Source organism: Nonomuraea sp. NPDC049129 (genome assembly GCF_040648495.1).
GTDB lineage: Bacteria > Actinomycetota > Actinomycetes > Streptosporangiales > Streptosporangiaceae > Nonomuraea.
In genome coordinates this window covers 1-16,617 of the sequence record NZ_JBEZDU010000035.1, presented here as the reverse complement: position 1 = coordinate 16,617, position 16,617 = coordinate 1, and the positions used below count along the sequence as shown (strand labels likewise).

16 protein-coding genes are annotated in these 16,617 nt (G+C 70.5%); 5 read left to right on the top strand and 11 right to left on the bottom strand.

Annotated elements, in window-relative coordinates:
- Window positions 1-81 precede the first annotated feature (81 nt).
- From AB0B64_RS53910 to bla, 5 genes are all read left to right on the top strand, one after another.
- Window positions 82-432 carry an aldo/keto reductase gene (locus tag AB0B64_RS53910; RefSeq protein ID WP_357957048.1) on the top strand — a complete coding sequence of 117 codons (351 nt, stop codon included), beginning with the start codon at window positions 82-84 and terminating at the stop codon, window positions 430-432.
- Window positions 433-571: 139 nt separating this feature from the next.
- On the top strand, window positions 572-748 hold the full coding sequence (locus AB0B64_RS53905; protein WP_358201635.1) for a hypothetical protein: 177 nt from the start codon (window positions 572-574) through the stop codon (window positions 746-748).
- A gap of 94 nt (window positions 749-842) precedes the next feature.
- A complete protein-coding gene (locus AB0B64_RS53900) occupies window positions 843-1,655 on the top strand; it encodes a MerR family transcriptional regulator (RefSeq protein ID WP_358201627.1) in 813 nt (270 codons plus the stop codon).
- 7 nt (window positions 1,656-1,662) lie between these two features.
- Window positions 1,663-3,711 carry a prolyl oligopeptidase family serine peptidase gene (locus tag AB0B64_RS53895; RefSeq protein ID WP_358201622.1) on the top strand — a complete coding sequence of 683 codons (2,049 nt, stop codon included), beginning with the start codon at window positions 1,663-1,665 and terminating at the stop codon, window positions 3,709-3,711.
- A gap of 107 nt (window positions 3,712-3,818) precedes the next feature.
- A complete protein-coding gene (gene bla / locus AB0B64_RS53890; RefSeq protein ID WP_358201615.1) occupies window positions 3,819-4,763 on the top strand; it encodes a class A beta-lactamase in 945 nt (314 codons plus the stop codon).
- Window positions 4,764-4,882: 119 nt separating this feature from the next.
- Here the strand turns inward: bla and AB0B64_RS53885 are convergent, their stop codons facing one another.
- The 11 genes from AB0B64_RS53885 to AB0B64_RS53835 form a co-directional block, all read right to left on the bottom strand.
- Window positions 4,883-6,247, bottom strand: coding sequence for a YcaO-like family protein (locus tag AB0B64_RS53885; protein WP_358201608.1), 1,365 nt, complete (start codon window positions 6,245-6,247; stop codon window positions 4,883-4,885).
- Window positions 6,240-7,271, bottom strand: coding sequence for a TOMM precursor leader peptide-binding protein (locus AB0B64_RS53880; protein WP_357957059.1), 1,032 nt, complete (start codon window positions 7,269-7,271; stop codon window positions 6,240-6,242). Before AB0B64_RS53880 ends, AB0B64_RS53885 begins: the two co-directional genes overlap by 8 nt.
- Before the next feature lie 20 nt (window positions 7,272-7,291).
- Window positions 7,292-8,230: a SagB/ThcOx family dehydrogenase gene (locus AB0B64_RS53875; protein ID WP_357957061.1), complete on the bottom strand. Its 939-nt coding sequence runs from the start codon at window positions 8,228-8,230 to the stop codon at window positions 7,292-7,294.
- Window positions 8,231-8,318: 88 nt separating this feature from the next.
- Window positions 8,319-8,444: a hypothetical protein gene (locus AB0B64_RS53870; RefSeq protein WP_357957063.1), complete on the bottom strand. Its 126-nt coding sequence runs from the start codon at window positions 8,442-8,444 to the stop codon at window positions 8,319-8,321.
- A 112-nt stretch (window positions 8,445-8,556) separates the two neighbouring features.
- Window positions 8,557-9,399 (bottom strand): class I SAM-dependent methyltransferase, encoded by an 843-nt coding sequence (locus tag AB0B64_RS53865; RefSeq protein ID WP_357957065.1) that lies wholly within the window; start codon window positions 9,397-9,399, stop codon window positions 8,557-8,559.
- A 114-nt stretch (window positions 9,400-9,513) separates the two neighbouring features.
- Entirely contained in the window at window positions 9,514-10,581 is a 1,068-nt protein-coding gene (locus AB0B64_RS53860; protein ID WP_358201594.1) for a hypothetical protein, read from the bottom strand.
- Window positions 10,582-10,719: 138 nt separating this feature from the next.
- On the bottom strand, window positions 10,720-12,510 hold the full coding sequence (locus AB0B64_RS53855; protein WP_358201590.1) for an FtsX-like permease family protein: 1,791 nt from the start codon (window positions 12,508-12,510) through the stop codon (window positions 10,720-10,722).
- A gap of 5 nt (window positions 12,511-12,515) precedes the next feature.
- Window positions 12,516-13,256 carry an ABC transporter ATP-binding protein gene (locus AB0B64_RS53850; protein ID WP_357957071.1) on the bottom strand — a complete coding sequence of 247 codons (741 nt, stop codon included), beginning with the start codon at window positions 13,254-13,256 and terminating at the stop codon, window positions 12,516-12,518.
- Window positions 13,253-13,786, bottom strand: coding sequence for a PadR family transcriptional regulator (locus AB0B64_RS53845; protein WP_357957073.1), 534 nt, complete (start codon window positions 13,784-13,786; stop codon window positions 13,253-13,255). The genes AB0B64_RS53850 and AB0B64_RS53845 overlap by 4 nt, the downstream gene beginning before the upstream one ends.
- A 246-nt stretch (window positions 13,787-14,032) precedes the next feature.
- A complete protein-coding gene (locus tag AB0B64_RS53840) occupies window positions 14,033-15,538 on the bottom strand; it encodes a carboxylesterase family protein (protein WP_358201578.1) in 1,506 nt (501 codons plus the stop codon).
- A 146-nt stretch (window positions 15,539-15,684) separates the two neighbouring features.
- Window positions 15,685-16,296, bottom strand: coding sequence for a TetR/AcrR family transcriptional regulator (locus AB0B64_RS53835; protein WP_357957077.1), 612 nt, complete (start codon window positions 16,294-16,296; stop codon window positions 15,685-15,687).
- Window positions 16,297-16,617: the final 321 nt, after the last annotated feature.

The window sequence follows — 16,617 nt, the reverse complement described above, 5'->3', positions numbered from 1 at the left end:
GCGCGACGAGGTCGTACTCGCGACCAAGGCGCACATAAGGTCCGCTACGCCGGCCACTCGACCTGGCCGGTCTCGGCGATCGTGGAGGCCCAGTGGACCGCGAGCGAGCGCGGCCGTGAGCGCTTCACGTGCGAGCAGCCGCCGTACTCCATCCTCGTGCGCGGGATCGAGGCCGACACGCTCCCCACGTGCGCGAGGTACGGGATGGGCGTGATTCCGTACAGCCCGCTGGCCGGCGGCTGGCTCACCGGGCGCTACCGCAAGGGCTCGGAGTCGGGGCCGTTCTCCGTGGCGCGTCAGCGGCTCGACGTCGAGCTGCCGGATGACGTACTGGACCGCATCGACGAGATCGTGCCGCCCGGGGTGACGATCAACCCGGCCGACAACGGATGGGCCAGCCCGGCCCTGCGGCCCGCGGCCCGACGCCGGTAGACCCGTGCTGCCACCCTGTCGTTCGCCTGACCTACCTGAGTCGTTCACTTCAACCCGACATGGTCTACCTACAGGCTCGGGGAGAAGAAACCGTGACGACCGATCAGAAACGCCTTGGCCTCGGCAGCAGCCGATTCATGTGGGAATTCGGCAAGTCGCCTATGCGTACGGCTTCGGTGCTGCCGAGCTCGGCGCGGCTGGCGGCGCGGATGGTGGCGGGCCTCCCGGAGCGCAGGAGGTCGTGACGACCATGACGGTCTGGCAGAACCTGCCGCCCGCGACCGTCTACATGGCCCGCCGTCCTCGCTTCACGTAGCCACGTCCCCCGCCTCGACGGCCACCGGCCACGATGAGACAGACGGGAGCTCTGGCTTGAACCTCCCGTGGCGGGAGGATCTACCGTCGACTCCGTGACCGGAAACGACGGTATCGAGCGTCGATGGACCATCGGAGAGCTGGCCAAGGCCACCGGGGTCACCATCCGTACGCTCTACCACTACGACGAGATCGGCCTGGTTCGGGCCGGCGAGCGGACCGCGTCGGGCCACCGCCGCTACACCGAGGCCGATCTGCGGCAGCTCTATCGCGTGCGCGCCCTGCGCGGACTGGGACTGTCGCTGGAGGAGATCGCGAACGTCCTCCAGCGGCCGGCCGACGACCTGACGGCCATGCGCGACCTGCTCGGCGCCCAGTTGGCCGAACTGGAGCTGCAATCGGCCAGGATGGCGCAGCTCAAGACGAAGATCGGCGGGCTCCTCGGGCTGCTCAACCAGTCGGTCATGCCCGATTCCGAGCACTTCATGACCACCCTCGAAGAGATCTCGGTGTACGAGACGTACTTCGCCCAGGAGTTGCGAGACCACCTGGCCCAGCGCCGGATCCAACTCGGCGAGGACACGCTGCGGGACCTACGGGCCGAATGGCTCGTCCTCCTCAAGGAGGCCCACCAGCACATGCTGGCGGGCACGCCCGTCGACGACCCCCGGGTGCGGGCCGTGACCGCCCGCTGGACGGCGATGGCGGCCGCACTCCAGAGCGGCAACGAGCAGCTCGACGAACGGCTCAAGATCGCCGGAACGGCGTGGTGGCGCGACAACAGCGCCGGGGTCAGCGAGGAGGTCAGCCGCCAGATCGAGTGGCTGGACGCCGACGGCCTGCCTGCCATCTTCGACTACCTCCAGCGGGCCGTGATCTGGGCCCGCGAACACGAATCAGGAGAGTGACGCGAGAATGCGATACCCCGAGGCACCGGTACGGCCGGAGCACAACAAGGTCGGCGGCCTGGTCTTCGACGACCCCTACCAGTGGCTGGAGGAGGACGACGGCGAGGGTGTGGCGACCTGGCAGCAGGCCCAGGACGAGCTGGCCCGCTCCTACGTGCACGGCTGGCCGCACCATGAGGCGCTCGCGGCCCGCGTCAATGAGCTGGTCGAGCAGATGGACGCCCGCAACCTGGTGGTTCCCGTTCGATACGGGCCGCGGTGGTTCCGCGCCCGCATCCCCGACGGCCGGGAGCTGATGGTCTTCGAGACGGCCGACGCCCCCACGGGCCCATGGCGCATGGTGATCGACCTCAACGAGCTGTCCGACGGTACGCCACTGCGCATGAGCCCGCAGCCCTCCCCCGACGGCAGCCTGCTGGCGTACTCCCTGGACGCCGGGGGGCGCGAGCTGCCGGCGCTCAAGGTGATCGAGATCGACACCGGGAAGGTGCTGCTGGACGGCGTACCGCAGCAGCGGCCGGGGCTGGTGGCCTGGCTTCCCGACGGCAGCGGATTCTTCTACATGGCCAACGAATCGGGGGCGGCGCAGGTACGGTGGCGGCTGTTCTTCCACCGGCTGGGGCAGCCGGCGCCCACCCAGCCAGAGCCGCTGGACATCCCCCACATGTTCGCCATCCCCAAGATCTCCCGGGACGGGCGCTGGGCGCTGGTCCAGGTCGACCATCTACGGCCCCGGCCGCACTTCATCGCCCGCCTGGACGGCCCCTGGGAGTGGCGCGAGTTCATCACCGACGCCGAGCACCTGTACAAGGGCGTGCTCGTCGACGACTCCTACGTGGCCGTCACCACGGCGGGCGCCCCGCGAGGCCGCCTGGTCCGCATCCCGCTGGACAGCCCCGGTGACCCGGACACCTGGACCGAGCTGGTGCCGGGCGGTGACGCCGTACTCACCGGCGTGACCCTGGCCGGCGAGCGGCTGGTGCTCGGCGAACTGGTGGACACCGTCTCCCGCGTCCGGATCCTCGGCCTGGACGGCGCGGACCTCGGGGAGGTCCCGCTGCCCGGCCAGGGCTCGGTCAGCTCCATCGCCCAGGGGGTCGTCGCCCTGGGGGTGATGGACCAGGTCGTGGGCTGCGAGGACGCCATCACCTTCGGCTACACCTCCTACACCCAGTCGCCCACGGTCTACCACTACGAGCTGGAGTCGGGGGCCCTGACCGCCTTGCAGGGGTCGGGCCACACCCTCACCGGGCTGGTCACCACCCGCGTATGGGCCACGTCGGCCGATGGCACGCGCGTGCCCTGCACCCTGGTCCACCGCGCCGACCTGGACCGCTCGCGGCCACAGCCGACCCTGATCCAGGGGTATGGCGGGTTCAACGTCGCCGTGCTGGCGTCGTACCTCGGCCCCCTGGCCGCGTTCGTGGAGGCGGGCGGGATCTACGCGCACGCCCATGTGCGCGGCGGCGGGGAGTTCGGCCTGGAGTGGTGGGAGGGCGGGCGGCTGCACGCCAAGCAGAACACCTTCAATGACCTGTACGCCATCGCGGAGCGGTTGATCGCCGACGGGGTCACCACGCCCGACCGGCTGGCGGTCCAGGGCGCCTCCAACGGCGGGCTGCTCACGGGCGCCGCCGTGACCCAGCGGCCGGAGCTGTGGCGGGCGGTGGTCTGCGGCGCCCCGAAGCTGGACCTGATGCGCGTCGCCCGCGACCCGCTGGGCACCGCCGCGACCCTCTCCGAGTACGGCAATCCCAACGACCCGGCCGACGCCCCCGTGCTCATGGCCTACTCGCCGTACCACAACGTGAAACCGGGTACGGCCTACCCGGCGATCCTGCTGGACGCGGGGGCCAACGATCCTCGCTGCCCGGCGTGGCACTCCCGCAAGTTCGCCGCCAGAACGCAGGCCGCCACCACCTCCTCCCATCCCGTCCTGCTGCGCGTCTGGTCCGACGCGGGCCATGGGGGAACGAGCTGGAGCACGATCGTTCTGCAGCAGAGCTTCTGGCTGGCGTTCGTCATGCGGGAACTGGGCCTGGTGCCTGACCTGTAGTGATATTGGATGTGATATCGCTAGATCACCGATATCGCTATTAGACAGCGGATGATCACATCTGCTTTGCTCCAAGCTTCTGACAGATGAGAAGCAAGGATTTCGGCATGCGACACTTCCGCGTCCGCCGCGTCACCGGAGCCCTCCCCGCGACCTCGTTGGCGCTCTCCCTCCTGTCCGGCGGCGCTCTCGGCGCGGGCCCGGCCTCGGCCGCTACCGTCGCGGCGTCCCCGGCCGTTTCGGGCGAGGCTCAGGTCAGGAAGGAGTTGCGGGCGCTGGAGGTGTCTTTCAAGGGCCGCATCGGGGCGTACGCCATCGACACCGCCACCGGCAAGACGGTGACGTACCGGGCGAGCGAGCGCTTTGCGTTTCTGTCCACCTTCAAGGCGCCCCTCTGCGCGGCCGTGCTGAACAAGGCGCGCACCTCCGAGCCCGGCCTGATGAACAAGCTCATCAAGTGGACGGCCGCCGACATGACGCCCAATTCGCCGGTCACCGAGAAGCACGTCGAGGACGGCCTGACGGTCGCCCAGTTGTGCGAGGCGGCCATCACCAAGAGCGACGGCACCGCGGCCAACCTGCTGCTCAAGCTGATCGGCGGGCCCGCCGGGCTGACGAAGTACTTCCGTACGCTGAAGGACTCGACCTCTCGGATGGACCGCTGGCACCCCGAGCTCAACGACTGGACGCCCAAGGAGAAGCGCGACACCACCACGCCCGCGGCCATCGCCCGCGATCTCCGCGCGCTCGCGATCGGCGACGCGCTGGACGCCAAGGACCGGGAGCAGTTCAACGCCTGGCTGCTCGCCAACAAGACCGGCGCCGAGCGGATCCGCGCGGGCCTGCCCAAGACCTGGACGATCGCCGACAAGACCGGCACCAACTCCGACGGATTCGGCGGCGGGAACGACATCGCCGTGATCCGCTCCGAGCAGGGCGCCGCTCCCATCGTCATGGCGATCTACACCAACCGCACCCCGGGCCTCCCCACCGACAACCAGACCATCGCGAAGACCGCCACCATCCTGGCCCGGGGACTCGGCAAGCTCTGACGCCGACGTTCCGCTGCCCTTCTCAGAGCTCTCCAGCCCGCCCGCGCGGCGCCTGCCAGCCCGGAAGGACGCCACGCAGGCGCTGTGACCTCGCGTGACGTCCTCCCGTTATGGGGTGATCAAGGGTATGGATGGGGCTCGGGGTTGGTCGCGCCGCCGTAGTCGGCGAATCGCTTGTGAAGCAGGGGCGGCGCGCTGGGCGGGCACAGGCTGAGGGTGTCCGGGGACCAGACGCGGCAGACCGTGAGCCCCAGGTGGCGGATGTCCGGGGTGGTGAGGTCGAGGTAGCCGAGCTGTTTTCCGGTCTTGGCGAAGGCTGCCACCAGCCCTTTCACGCGGCTGCGGAGGTCCGGGGCCGCGTCAGGGGGCAGGTCACGCGCCGAGACCTCCACATGGACGGCGAAGCGCTTGTCGATGATCGCGGCGTTGGCCGGATCTGTGTAGTAGGCCACGTTGTCGTCGAGATCGAAGAAGCGGTCCTTGTCGGTGACGTCACTGTCCTCGATGGCGGCCTTGGCGGCCATCCAGTTGGCGTAGCGGAACACCGCGACGGCTTCGAGGAGGGACTTGTACATCGCGTGGCCCAGGCGCTGGTCGCTGCCCAGGCCCGCGACGACCGGCGCGTTGCCGGGGTGGTCATCGCGGTAGACGCAGGCGACGGTGAAGCCGGGTAGGTCGGGACTGGGCAGGAGGTGGAACTCCGGGGGCGGTGTGCCCGGCGACCAGTGGCGGTCGATCAACCGGGCGAGGGCCCGCAGGCGGCCGTCAAGAAGGATCTTGACGGAGGGCTGACCGCCGTACCAGTGCCCGATCACGCAATCGAGCTGGATGAGCTCCTCCAGCGCGCCGAGCAGGGCTTTGCTCGGGTCGCTGTGGGTCGCGGTGCCGGTGGTCACTGCGGCGTTCACCCAGGGCTCGCCCTCCTTGCGCCGCGGCAGGTAGCCGACCAGCGTGAGCTGGGCGGGCATCCAGTAGGTGTCGTCCGAGGTGAGCGAGTCGGCGGGCAGCCAGCTCATCGGGGCGTCTGGGTCGAAGGGCTCGAAAAGGAAGCCGTCGCGGCCGAGCTGCTCGTCGGAGAAGAACGACAGGCACTGATCTGCCGGAATCGCGCGGCCACCGCTGCTCATGGCGCGGTGACTGGCGAAGCGGAGCCGGTCGCGGTGCAGGGCGAGGAACGAGTGGTGGCAGTAACGCTCGGCCGACTCCCCGAGTGACTTGATAAGGGGCTCGTCGAGCAGGATGCCGGCCCCGCCCAGGTGGTGGCGCTCGGCGGGGATCGGCCGGGCGTCGTACAGGACGTGCACGCCGGTGAGTTCGGCGCCGGCGATGGCGATGCGTGGTTCGCCACGTGAGCGGGCGCTGAACTTCAACCGCGGTATCAGGCCGCACACGGGGTTCAGCATGCGCCGGGCCAGCATCCGGGTGCCGGTGTCGAACGGTGTGGTCCGCGGTACGAGGCCCGCGGCGGAGCCCTGGTCAGCCACTGAGCCACTCCTTGGCCTGGAAGTAGAGCTCGGGTTCGTCGCGCTGCGCGACGGGCGAGCAGGCCGGACAGCCGGGGATCTGCAGGACCTCGCTGACGGTCGTCTCCCAGGTGGGGAGGTAGACGCACAGCATCTTGCCATGGGTGAAGGAGGCGCCCGTATGGGCGAGATTGATCGCTTCCAAGGCGAGATGGGAGCAGAGCAGCGAGGACAGCGCGGGCAGCATGGGCGGACGTCCGCCCGACGCCTGTGCGGTGGTGAGCGCGTTCTTGTATCGGCGGTAGCCCGCGCCGTCGGCGAGGTTCATCGTGATGCGCGTTTCCAGACAGGCGTAGCAGGGCCCGCGGCCCGGGTGGAAGGTCGGGCCGACGAACAGGAACGGCCCATCGATCGTGCCGTGCAGCCAGGACATGCCGACTTCCAGGGCGACCCTGTTGAACAGGCTCACCGCCACCGGATCCACCCGGACACCGGCCCACACGGTGATGCCGCCCTCCCAGGAGGCGAACGTCTCGGCGACTTCGTGCAGCCGCAGCCCGTGCGTGGTCCAGCCGGTGTCGGCGTCCTTGAGCACCTCAAGGACGGGATCGTCGCTGGAGTCGGTCACGTCGAGCTTCGGATCGCTGGCCGCGATCAGCTCCGTGACGCGGGCGGCCATACCGCCGTCGCCGATCACCCGTATCGGACGGGCGGGCGGCGGTGGTCCGGAGAGCAGGTCGGCGTAGTGGTCGAGGTAGTGGTCGAGTGCGTTCGTCGCGGTGTCCTCGATCACGTCTAGTGTCCGCAACTGCTCCAGGAGCGCGGACATCTCCTCCATACCGATGTTCGCCCGCGCGGCCAGCTCGGCCACCTCCCGGGAGCCGTCCAGAGCGTTCACCACCGAGAACAGCCAGCCGCGCCGGGCTTCGTCGGTGATGGTGTGCGAGGTGGCACTCCACACGCCCTGCCTGAGCTCGACCGTGTCGGGATCATGCCCGATGACCGAGAACGACCGCTTGATACGGGGTGATGCGGGCTGTGTCACAGCTTCTCCTGCGGACGCGGTCACATCTTCTCCTGCAGACGCGGTCGGCTCTTCTTCTGCGGATGTGGCCGGCCGCCCGGCCGGCCGAGGACGATCAGATGCAGCAAGGCGGTCCGCAGCCCGTCGACCCGGAGGACCTCGTGCGCCTCCTCGTCGTAGTAGGTCGACCAGTCCGTACCGGCCAGGCCGAGCGCGGTCGCGGTGAGATGGACATGCTGGGCCATCGCCCCCACCTCGTGCAGCACGAACCGCAGCCCGCGCGGGCCGTACTTGCGCATCGAGCGCCATGGGCGCCCGACGAACAGCACGACGAGCGCCGCTCGGTCGATCGGCAGTAGGTCGGGCAGCTCGTCCAGGCCGCAGCGCAGCAGCGCGGCCAGTTGCTGAGGGCCGCCGTGGCGGGCCAGGCAGTCCAGGCGGGGGGCGTAGCGGTACAGGCCCGGCTCCAGGTCCGTCACCTCGCGTGCGGCGAGGTGCAGCTCGACCGGGTACAGTCCGCCGCCGCTGGGGACGGCTCGGTGCGGCCGGCCCGCCTCGTGGCCGAAGCACGCTCCGGCGGCCCGTAGCAGCGCGGCGGTCTCGGGCAGCGTCACCGGGTCTCCGCTGAACGAGCGGGTGCTGCGCCGGGCCGCGATCGCCTCATCCAGCGCCATCCGCGCCGGCGCCGGATCCGGCAGCTCGACGCGGCGTGCCGCGGGGATGGTCTCCTCATCGGTGTGGCTCAGCGTCTCCATGCTCGCGGTCGTGAGGTAGTCGGCGACCGAGCGTTGCAGCTCACGGTCGTGGCGGCGGAGCCGGCTGGCGTACAGGAACTCCTCGGCGGGCGAGGCCGACCGGGAGATCCCGAGATGGGAGTGCCGGAGCTGGTTGGTGTGGAAAGCCGTGCTGTCCAGCCATGGGCTGACCGCACGGAAGAAGTTGGTGCCGAGCGCGGAGCGCAGCACCGGCGTGTTCTCCATCTGCACCGATCCTTGAACGGGGTGGGCCGGATTCGGCGGGTGCCGTGTCCCGGTCCGATGACCGGGACACGGCACCCGCTTCTCGCGTTTACTCCTCCATGGCGACGGCGGCTGAACTGCTGCTGCTGGTGATCGGGGCGACCAGAAGCTTGCCGTCTTCCATCTCGATCGGGCAGGCGCTCAGGGTTTCGGTCGAGGTGCTCGTCGAAAGCATTTTCTCTCTCCTTTCGTGCATGAGGGTGCTGCCGGTGCGGACTGAGTGCCTCACCGGATCCTCGCGATATCTGATCGCGGGGCTCGTGGGCCGGGCCGGGGCCCGGGTGTCTTCACACCTGCGGACCTGGTGCGGTCGGCGGGCGCGTCGGTTGATCTATTCGGCGTAGTCCGAGGTGCGCGACGGACAGGGCGCCCTGCTGGAACAGCGCCGTGCCCGTCGTGGTGAACTCCAGCCAGTCGGCGAGTGCCGTCTCATCGCGCTCGGCGCTCCCGCACCCGCCCAGCCGGGTGGCCCAGGTCGCGAAGGTGCGCGCGTAGTCGTCGCGGTGGGTCCGTACGTGGATCGGCTCCCACCAACGCCCGCAGGCGGTCAGGAGCCGGTCGAGCGTGAGAACGGTGCCGGTCAGGCGAAGGCGTCGCATCGCCTCGACGTATCGTGCGGCCTCGGCCGGCCAGCTCTCGCTGTGCCCCCGGATCGTGCTCTCCAGCGCCAGGCGGGCGCCCGGCCTGGTCCACGCGTGCGCGTGGGCGAAGAACTCCGCGTAGGTGTCCGGCGTGCCGTCCACGTTCTCCAGGTTCTCCAGGAGCCCGATGCTGACGACCGCGTCATAGGGCCGGTCGGGGGTGAAGGCGCGGTAATCGCCCTGATGGATGGTCACCCCGCGCAGCCGCAACCCTTCGGCTTCCTGGCATGCGTGATCGGAGGCGTCGACACCACACGCGGCTGCCACACCGCGTTCGCGGCTCAGATAGCTCAGGAAGCCGCCATAGCCCGAGCCCACGTCGAGGACGCGTGACTGGGCGCTCACCTCCGCCCAGTCACTCAGCAGCCGGAATTTCGCGAGCTGGGCGGTGTCGAGGTCGTTCGTCCCCTCCCACAGCCCGCAGCTCAGCGCCATGGACTTGCCCAGCCAGCGGCGATGTGCGGCAACGTCGAGCTTGGTGACAGTCATGTGAACGCCTTAAGGGAGAGCACGTGATCAACGCGACCATACCCGATCGGTGACTGTCCGTAGCGCTACGATTACCTAGTGTCGCCGTGATGCATCGTTGTCTGTTGTCGGCGCTCAGTCCTGATCTCGGAGAACCCCACGTCCACTGACAGAGACGGCGTTGGGCAGGAGCAGCGCCCCGAGCGCCAGCCCGATCAGCCCGGCGACGACCGGCGCTCCGGTCCACAGCTCGGGCACGGCGGGCAGGCCGCCCCCGATGGCCGAGGCGACCCCGATGTACAGCGACCAGGTGGCGAAGGCCGACAGCCCGGCGAAAGCCCAGTAGGCGCCGCGCCGCTCACCCGACGGCCGCAGTCGGCGGATGAGCAGGTCGCTCACGAACCCGGCGACCACGAACGACAACAGGATCGGTACATTGCGGAACCCCGTCTGGGCAGCCGGCATGAGCGCCATCACCGCGTACATGACGGTCACCGAGCCGAACGGCAACAGCCAGCGGCGCACCAGCAACAGCACCGGGCTGAGCACGACGACGTTGGTGACGACCATCGCGACGGCCACCTGCTCGGCGCCCGGGCCCATCGCCACGGGGCCGGCGCCCCCCGCACCGCCGCCCGCGTTCTGCAACATGGACAAAGCCCGGACGATGCCCTCGGGGCGGTACTTCATGGCGCCGCCGTACGACAGGAACAGCGACACCAACGTGGTGGCGAACGCGAGCCCGATCAGAGCCGGCAGCAGGCGGCCGAGCGACGGCCGGGCGCCGACGTCGGGGGCGTTCCATGCCGAGCGCAGCGGTGTCGTGATGATCAGCATCATCGTCACGACGAGGCCGAGGTGCGACGGGCTGAAGAAGATGTTGATGGTCGTCTCGATGCCGAGGACGGTGTGCCACATCATGTCGGCCAACCCGAAGACGGCGAATGCGGGAATCGCCACCAGCCCGGCGAGATAACCGGTGGGGACGGCCGCCGGCCCCTGCCGCCCGGCGCGCACGTTGCGCCACACCTGCCAGATGATCCAGCCGGAGACCACGGCGAAGCCGGAATAGAACACCGCGTGCCATGGAGTGAAGAACGTCTCCAGCTGCGCCAGGTTGCTGTGCGCCCAGGCGTCGATCATCAGTCCGACCCCGAACCAGGTGCCGAGCAGCGCCGTCACCAGGTCTGTCCTGGGAGACACCCATCCGCGGGGCTCCCCCGTGTCCACCACTAATCGCCGAATGCCGACCGCGTCAGACGTCACTTCGTGCTTCCTTTCCGTCGATCGAATCGATTCATTCCGGGCCGCCCATCGGATGAGGCCTCTGCGCGGGACCGATCACGCCGTTTCGGCGCTGAGGGCCCGCGCCACGGGCCGGCGCGCCGCCAGGCGTGCGGGCAGGGCGGTGAGTGCCGCCGTCGCCAGGAGAGTCGCGAGTGCGGTGCCGAGCAGCCAGAAGGAGGGGGGTTCCACCGCGTTCCTGGCAGTGAAGAGCGAGAGCAGGCCGATGCCCAGAGGGATGCCGATGATGGCGCCGGGCAGGCTGGGCAGGAGTTGAGCAGCGGACAGGCCCGCGGTGATCTGCCCGGGAGTGGCGCCGAGTGTACGTGCGATGGCCATGTGCGCCCGGGCCTCCATGGCCGTGGTCCAGGTGAACGTGAGGGTGTTCACGATGGCGAGCGCGATCAGCAGGATGGTGACGGCGAGCATCAGCCGGCGGTCGTGCTCGCCGCGCAGATTGGTCAGGACGGAGGAGCCGTCCAGGCCGTAGCCCCGCTCCGGCTGGGCGTAGATGGTCAGCAGGGCGACGATCGCGATCACTGTGGTGGCGGTGGAGCACGCCTGGAGTACGGCGCGGCCCGGCCGGCGGGCGGTCAGCCGCAGCCCGAGCAGCAGCGGCGTGGGCAGGAGCGCGGACAGCGCGGTGAGCCAGGGCCGGTGACGGGGCCGGCGCGCGGTGGCGGTCAGCGCCGTGACTGTCGCCGTACGCATGGCCCGCAGCGTGGGACGCAGCGTGGACAGCACCGCCACCGCCACGGCGAGGGCGGTCGCCGTGACGAGGGTGGCGCCGTCGGGCCCGCCCACGTCACCGATCCGGCTGGCGGTGGGGCTGGCGATGGCGGGCGCGGTCAGGCGGGCGATCACCAGCCCCAGCGTGTCGCCGACCAGCGCCAGCGCCAGGTACTCGGTGAGCAGGACGGTGGCGATCAGAGCCGGGGTGGCGCCGACGGCCTTGAGCAGCCCGGCCCGGCGCGTCTGCTCGACGGCGCGTCCCGCGGCCAGCGCCGCCACTCCGGTGATGGCCAGGAAGCTGAGCAGCCAGCTGCCGACGACCAGGATCGGCTGGCTGTTCCTGAGGATGACCAGGTCCTGGGTCTCTTTGAACTGCCAGGAGTGGAAGGTGACCCTGACGGTGGTGTCGCTGTGGGCGTCGATGAAGGCCTCGGCCGCGGCGGGGTCGCGCAGCTTGAGGTCGACAGCCGTGGTCACCGAGAGATCATGGGATGCCGCCAGGGCCCGGGCATCCGATCGGGTCATCCAGGCCAGGCCGCTGGCGTCGCTGGGGCCGCCGCCCGGGCCGATCTGCGCCGCCCAGGGGTAGATGGAGGTGGCCGCGGTGACGGCGATCCCGAGGACGGGGTACGAGCGGCCGGCGATGGTGACGCGGTCGCCGACGCCGACGCCCAGCGCGGTGGCGAAGCCGCGTTCGAGGACCGTGCCGCCGGAGCGCACCCAATGACCCGAGGTCACCAGCGGCCGGTCGACCGGGCCGGGCGTCTCGGCGAAGCCGTGCACCACCACGGGGGACGTCGTGGAATCGCGCGTGGTGAGGTTGGCGTAGACGATGCGATAGGGGCCGTGGTGGGCGACTACCTCGGGAGCGTCCGCCAGCGCGGACAGAGCCGCGGTCTCGGCGGGGCCCGCGTCGCCGGAGAGTGCCACCACGTCCGGCCCGGCGGTGGCCGCGCGGGTCTGTTCGTACAGCGCGTCGCTCACGCCGCCCAGCGACAGGCCCAGTGCCATCGTGGCGGTGGCCACGGTCACCGCGAGCAGGAGCATCGCGGCCTGGACCTTGTGCCGCCGCACGTCGGCCAGCACCAGGCGGACGACGAGCACGATGGAGCCCATGCCGTTCAGCCCTCCAGCCCGATCAGCCCGCCGAGCCCGCGCGGGTGGGAGCCGGCCAGCCGGGTGTCGTCGACGAACATCCCGTCGCGCATCGAGATCAGCCGATCCGCGGTGGCCGCGACCCGCTCGTCATGCGTGACGATCACGAAGGTCTGGCCCGCGGAACGCAGCTCCTCGAAGATTCTCAGTACGTCGAGGGTCGCCGCGGTGTCGAGGTTGCCGGTCGGCTCGTCGGCCAGGACGACCAGCGGTTCGTTGACCAGCGCGCGAGCGACGGCGACACGCTGGCGCTGGCCGCCCGACAGTTGCGACGGCAGATGCCGGGCACGGTCGGCGAGCCCGACCCGTTCCAGCAGCAGGCTCGCGCGCCGCCTGGCCTGGCGGCGCGAGCGTCCGGCCAGCAGCGCGGGCAGCTCCACGTTCTCGGCCGCCGACAACTCCTCCACCAGGTGGAAGGCCTGGAAGATGAACCCCACCGACCGGCGCCGCAGGCGCGCCAGAGCCCGCTCGCTCAGCGTGTCGATGCGTCGCCCGGCCACCCACACCTCTCCATCGGTGGGCCGCTCCAGGCCACCCAGCAGGTGCAGCAGGGTAGATTTCCCGCAGCCGCTGGGCCCCATCACCGCCAGCGTCTCCCCCTGAGGCACCTCCAGGTCGGCCTCGTCCACCGCGCGGATCCGGCTCTGTCCCTGACCATGCGTCTTCACCAGGCCGCAGGCCCGGACCACGGCACTTGACACGTTCATCCACCCTCGACTTCGTCATCGGCCTTGGACCAGGCCCGCTCACAGGAATCCAGCCAGCGCAGGTCCGCCTGCAACCGCAGCACGACCCCTTCCAGCAGCAGGCCGGCGCCCGACCCCGGCGGCTCGGCCAGCGCCGCCTGCTGCACCTCACGCAAGCGGCGCAGCAACTCACGGCGCTGGGCCGCCACCAGCTCGACCGGGTCGGCGAGCCGGGCCGCGGCGGCCGCGGCGAGCTTGAGGTGGAACTCCGCCAGGTCCGGTTTCGGCCAGCCCACCTCGGCCAGCCAGGCGGCCACCCGCTGCTGCCCGGCCGGCGTCAGCTCATAGACCTTGCGTTCGGGCCGCTCGGGCAGGCCGTCCGTCCGCTCACAGACAACGAGCCCGGCTTTTTCCAGCCGGGCCAGCGTCACGTAGATCTGACCGCGGTTCATCGACTCGCCGAGCGGGCCGAGAGTTCGCTGCAGCCGAGCGTGCAAGTGGTACCCGTGTGACGGCTCCTTGGCGAGCATCGCCAGCACTGCGTCCTGCACTCCATCCCCCTAACGGTTAGCCAATAGATAGCGGTTATCCGTGGGAGGTGTCAAAACGCTACATCTGGTGATCTCCTGGACCGGCCCGCCGCCAGCGTCACAGCACCTGACGGCCAGGTCCCGTTCCTGGACCTGCTTCAGGGCCGCGATGAGCTACAAGCACATGTGGTACGACGGCGCGCCGCACCGGGCGCCTTCGTCGTCAGCGCCTGGACGGTGGTCGGCCCATGTATTGGGTTGGAACGGTTACGGACTCGTCTGCAACGCGAGAGGGCCGAAGGCGTGCCCGGCCCACAGCTCACGGGAGGTTTCCTCCGGATACGCTGCTATGTCGGGCTTGGTGTCGATGATCCAGGTGTGCTGGTTCTGCGGCTCGTACGCCGGCCAGCCCGGGTCTCCGGTCGTGGCGAAGGCGATCCATGCCGCTCGAACCTGGGCCGACAGCTCGGCCGCGGCCGGAGGCGGATCCTGTCCGATCAGCAGTCCCGCCGATCCGGCGGTCAGGTTGCCGAACGTCAGCGGCAGGCCGAGCCCGTGACAGGCGCCGAGGAGGTCTCCGCCCATGCCGGGGGCCGGCCAGGTCAGCTCGTACAGGTGGGCGCGCCCGTGCTTCTGGCGGGCTTCGGCCAGGCGTACGGAAGGCATCCGGAACAACCAGTCGGAGTGCACCAGCTCGTACAGTCGCTCCTCGTCGGCACCCGGGTAGGCGGCCCGGTAGGCCTCCGGGTCCGGGGCGAGCGCCCGCAGCGCGGTGTCCGCTCGTTCGGCGGTGATCTGGCCGGTGTCGCCGCTGATGGCCATGAACAGCCGATACTCGTCGCGGGTGTGACCCACGATCAGCTCCACCCCGTGCGCGGCCCCATCCGCCAGTGACCGCCACGGCACCGCGGGCAGCACCTCGCCGTCCACGACCGGCGCGCACAGCGTCCGGACGTGCGCCGCGTGGCCCCACCGCGGGCAGTCGCCCATCTTCTCCGCCGCCGTGTCCCCGGCGTCGATCAGCCGCTCCGGCGACTGGCGGGCGAGCTCGCCCGCGAGCGGGGGCAGGCCCAGCTCAGCGGCTACCGCGGCGCCGATGTCGGTGGCCAGCTCAGTGGAGAAGAACATGCCCGGCACGCTCTGCGCGATCGCCCGGCGGAACAGGCCGGCGGCTCTGGGCATCGTCATCAGCGCCGCGATGCTCCCGGCTCCGGCGGACTCTCCGAAGACGGTGACCCGGTCCGGATCGCCGCCGAAGGCCGCGATGTTGTCCTGCACCCAGCGGAGGGCGGCCACCTGGTCCAGGAGCCCGCGGTTGGCCGGTGCCCCCTGGAAATGTCCGAAGCCCTCGGCGGAGACCCGATAGTTGAAGGTGACCATGACGACGCCGTCCCGGGCGAGCACGCGGCCGTCGAAGACGGGGTCGCCGGACCACCCGTACATGTAACCCCCGCCATGAATCCACACCATCACCGGCAGCCGGGCGGCGCCCAGGTCGGGGGACCAGACATTGACGGTCAACCAGTCACCGTCGGCGCCGTCCGCGCTGGAGGCGCCCAGCAACCTGGACTGCGGCGGCCGCGGACCGAACTCCCCGGCCTCGCGCACCCCGTCCCACGCCTCGGCCGGCACCGGCGCGGCCAGCCGCAGCGCGCCCACCGGCGGGCGCCCGAACGGGACACCGCGGAAGACGGCCACGCCGTCCTCCATGCGCCCGCGCAGCCGTCCCGTGCTCACCCGGACCTCCGGGTCCGCTGATCCGATGGCGCTCATGGCACGCTCCTCATCCAGGGAGTGCCGGCTCCCACAGCCAGGCGCGGCCATCTTCGCCCGAACCGCGGGTTCGGCGCACCTCGTTATTGAGCGGGTCGCTGCCACGTCAGCTCCGGCCACGCGCTCGAAAGCACGGCTTCAAGCCCTTAGGGCTGAGTCCCTTCAGGTGGCGCGGCGGGAACGACGCAGGACAGGGCGCCGCGCAGGATCGCGGCGAAGGATTCCGTATTGCCGGGCTCGAGCCACCGTCGCCCCGCCACCCGGATGGCGGCGGCGACCGCGGCGGCCGTGACGGCGGGGAACAGGTCGCGCTGGGGGTCGGTGCCGGTGCGGGCCGCGATCGCCTCGGTGAGCGGGCCTTCCGCCATGGTGAACGCCCTCAGCGCCTCGCCCTCCAGCTCGGGCGTCGACATGATCATGCGCAGGCCGGCCTTGTCGGGCTCAGGGTCGGTGTAGAGCTCGATCACGGCCGCGATGACGGCCTGGTCGAGCGGCTCGCCGGCGGGCCGGGCGCGCAGCGCCTGCCCCACGCGGCCGGCCTGGTCGGCCTGGAAGGCGCAGATCGCCTCCGCCCTGCTGGAGAAGTAGTTGTTGTACGTACGGGATGAGACTCCGGCGGCCGTGGCGATGTCATGGACGCGCACCAGAGCCAGCCCGTGAGGGCCCTGCTCGATGGCCAGGCGCAGCGCGGCGTGGCTGATCGCCTCTCGGGTGGCCTGCTTGTTGCGCGCCCGGAGGTCGAGGGCGTCGTCGTTCATGGGAGCGACTCTATCTGATGATGCGTGGCACGCACTAGGTGCGTGCCACGCAAGTTGTGGGTAGAGTGCGACGGGACGCCTGGCACTCGCCCCTGGAGAGTGCCAACCGGCGGGGTGTGCCGGGACGGCGAGGTCCGCCTGTCGGCGGGCCGTCCGTCGCGGGCGCCGTCCCGGACAGCCCCTATCGAGAGCAGGAGCAGGAATGGCTTCGAAGATGATCGCGTTCGACGAGGACGCCCGGCGCGGTCTCGAGCGCGGCATGAACCAGCTGGCCGACGCGGTCAAGGTGACCCTGGGTCCCAAGGGCCGCAACGTCGTGCT

Coding starts and splice junctions, on each gene's coding strand:
- AB0B64_RS53865 (WP_357957065.1), bottom strand. CDS start 9,399: ATGACTGTCACCAAGCTCGACGTTGCCGCACATCGCCGCTGGCTGGGC.
- AB0B64_RS53850 (WP_357957071.1), bottom strand. CDS start 13,256: ATGAACGTGTCAAGTGCCGTGGTCCGGGCCTGCGGCCTGGTGAAGACG.
- AB0B64_RS53895 (WP_358201622.1), top strand. CDS start 1,663: ATGCGATACCCCGAGGCACCGGTACGGCCGGAGCACAACAAGGTCGGC.
- bla (WP_358201615.1), top strand. CDS start 3,819: ATGCGACACTTCCGCGTCCGCCGCGTCACCGGAGCCCTCCCCGCGACC.
- AB0B64_RS53855 (WP_358201590.1), bottom strand. CDS start 12,510: ATGGGCTCCATCGTGCTCGTCGTCCGCCTGGTGCTGGCCGACGTGCGG.
- AB0B64_RS53835 (WP_357957077.1), bottom strand. CDS start 16,296: ATGAACGACGACGCCCTCGACCTCCGGGCGCGCAACAAGCAGGCCACC.
- AB0B64_RS53870 (WP_357957063.1), bottom strand. CDS start 8,444: ATGCTTTCGACGAGCACCTCGACCGAAACCCTGAGCGCCTGCCCGATC.
- AB0B64_RS53840 (WP_358201578.1), bottom strand. CDS start 15,538: ATGAGCGCCATCGGATCAGCGGACCCGGAGGTCCGGGTGAGCACGGGA.
- AB0B64_RS53875 (WP_357957061.1), bottom strand. CDS start 8,230: ATGGAGAACACGCCGGTGCTGCGCTCCGCGCTCGGCACCAACTTCTTC.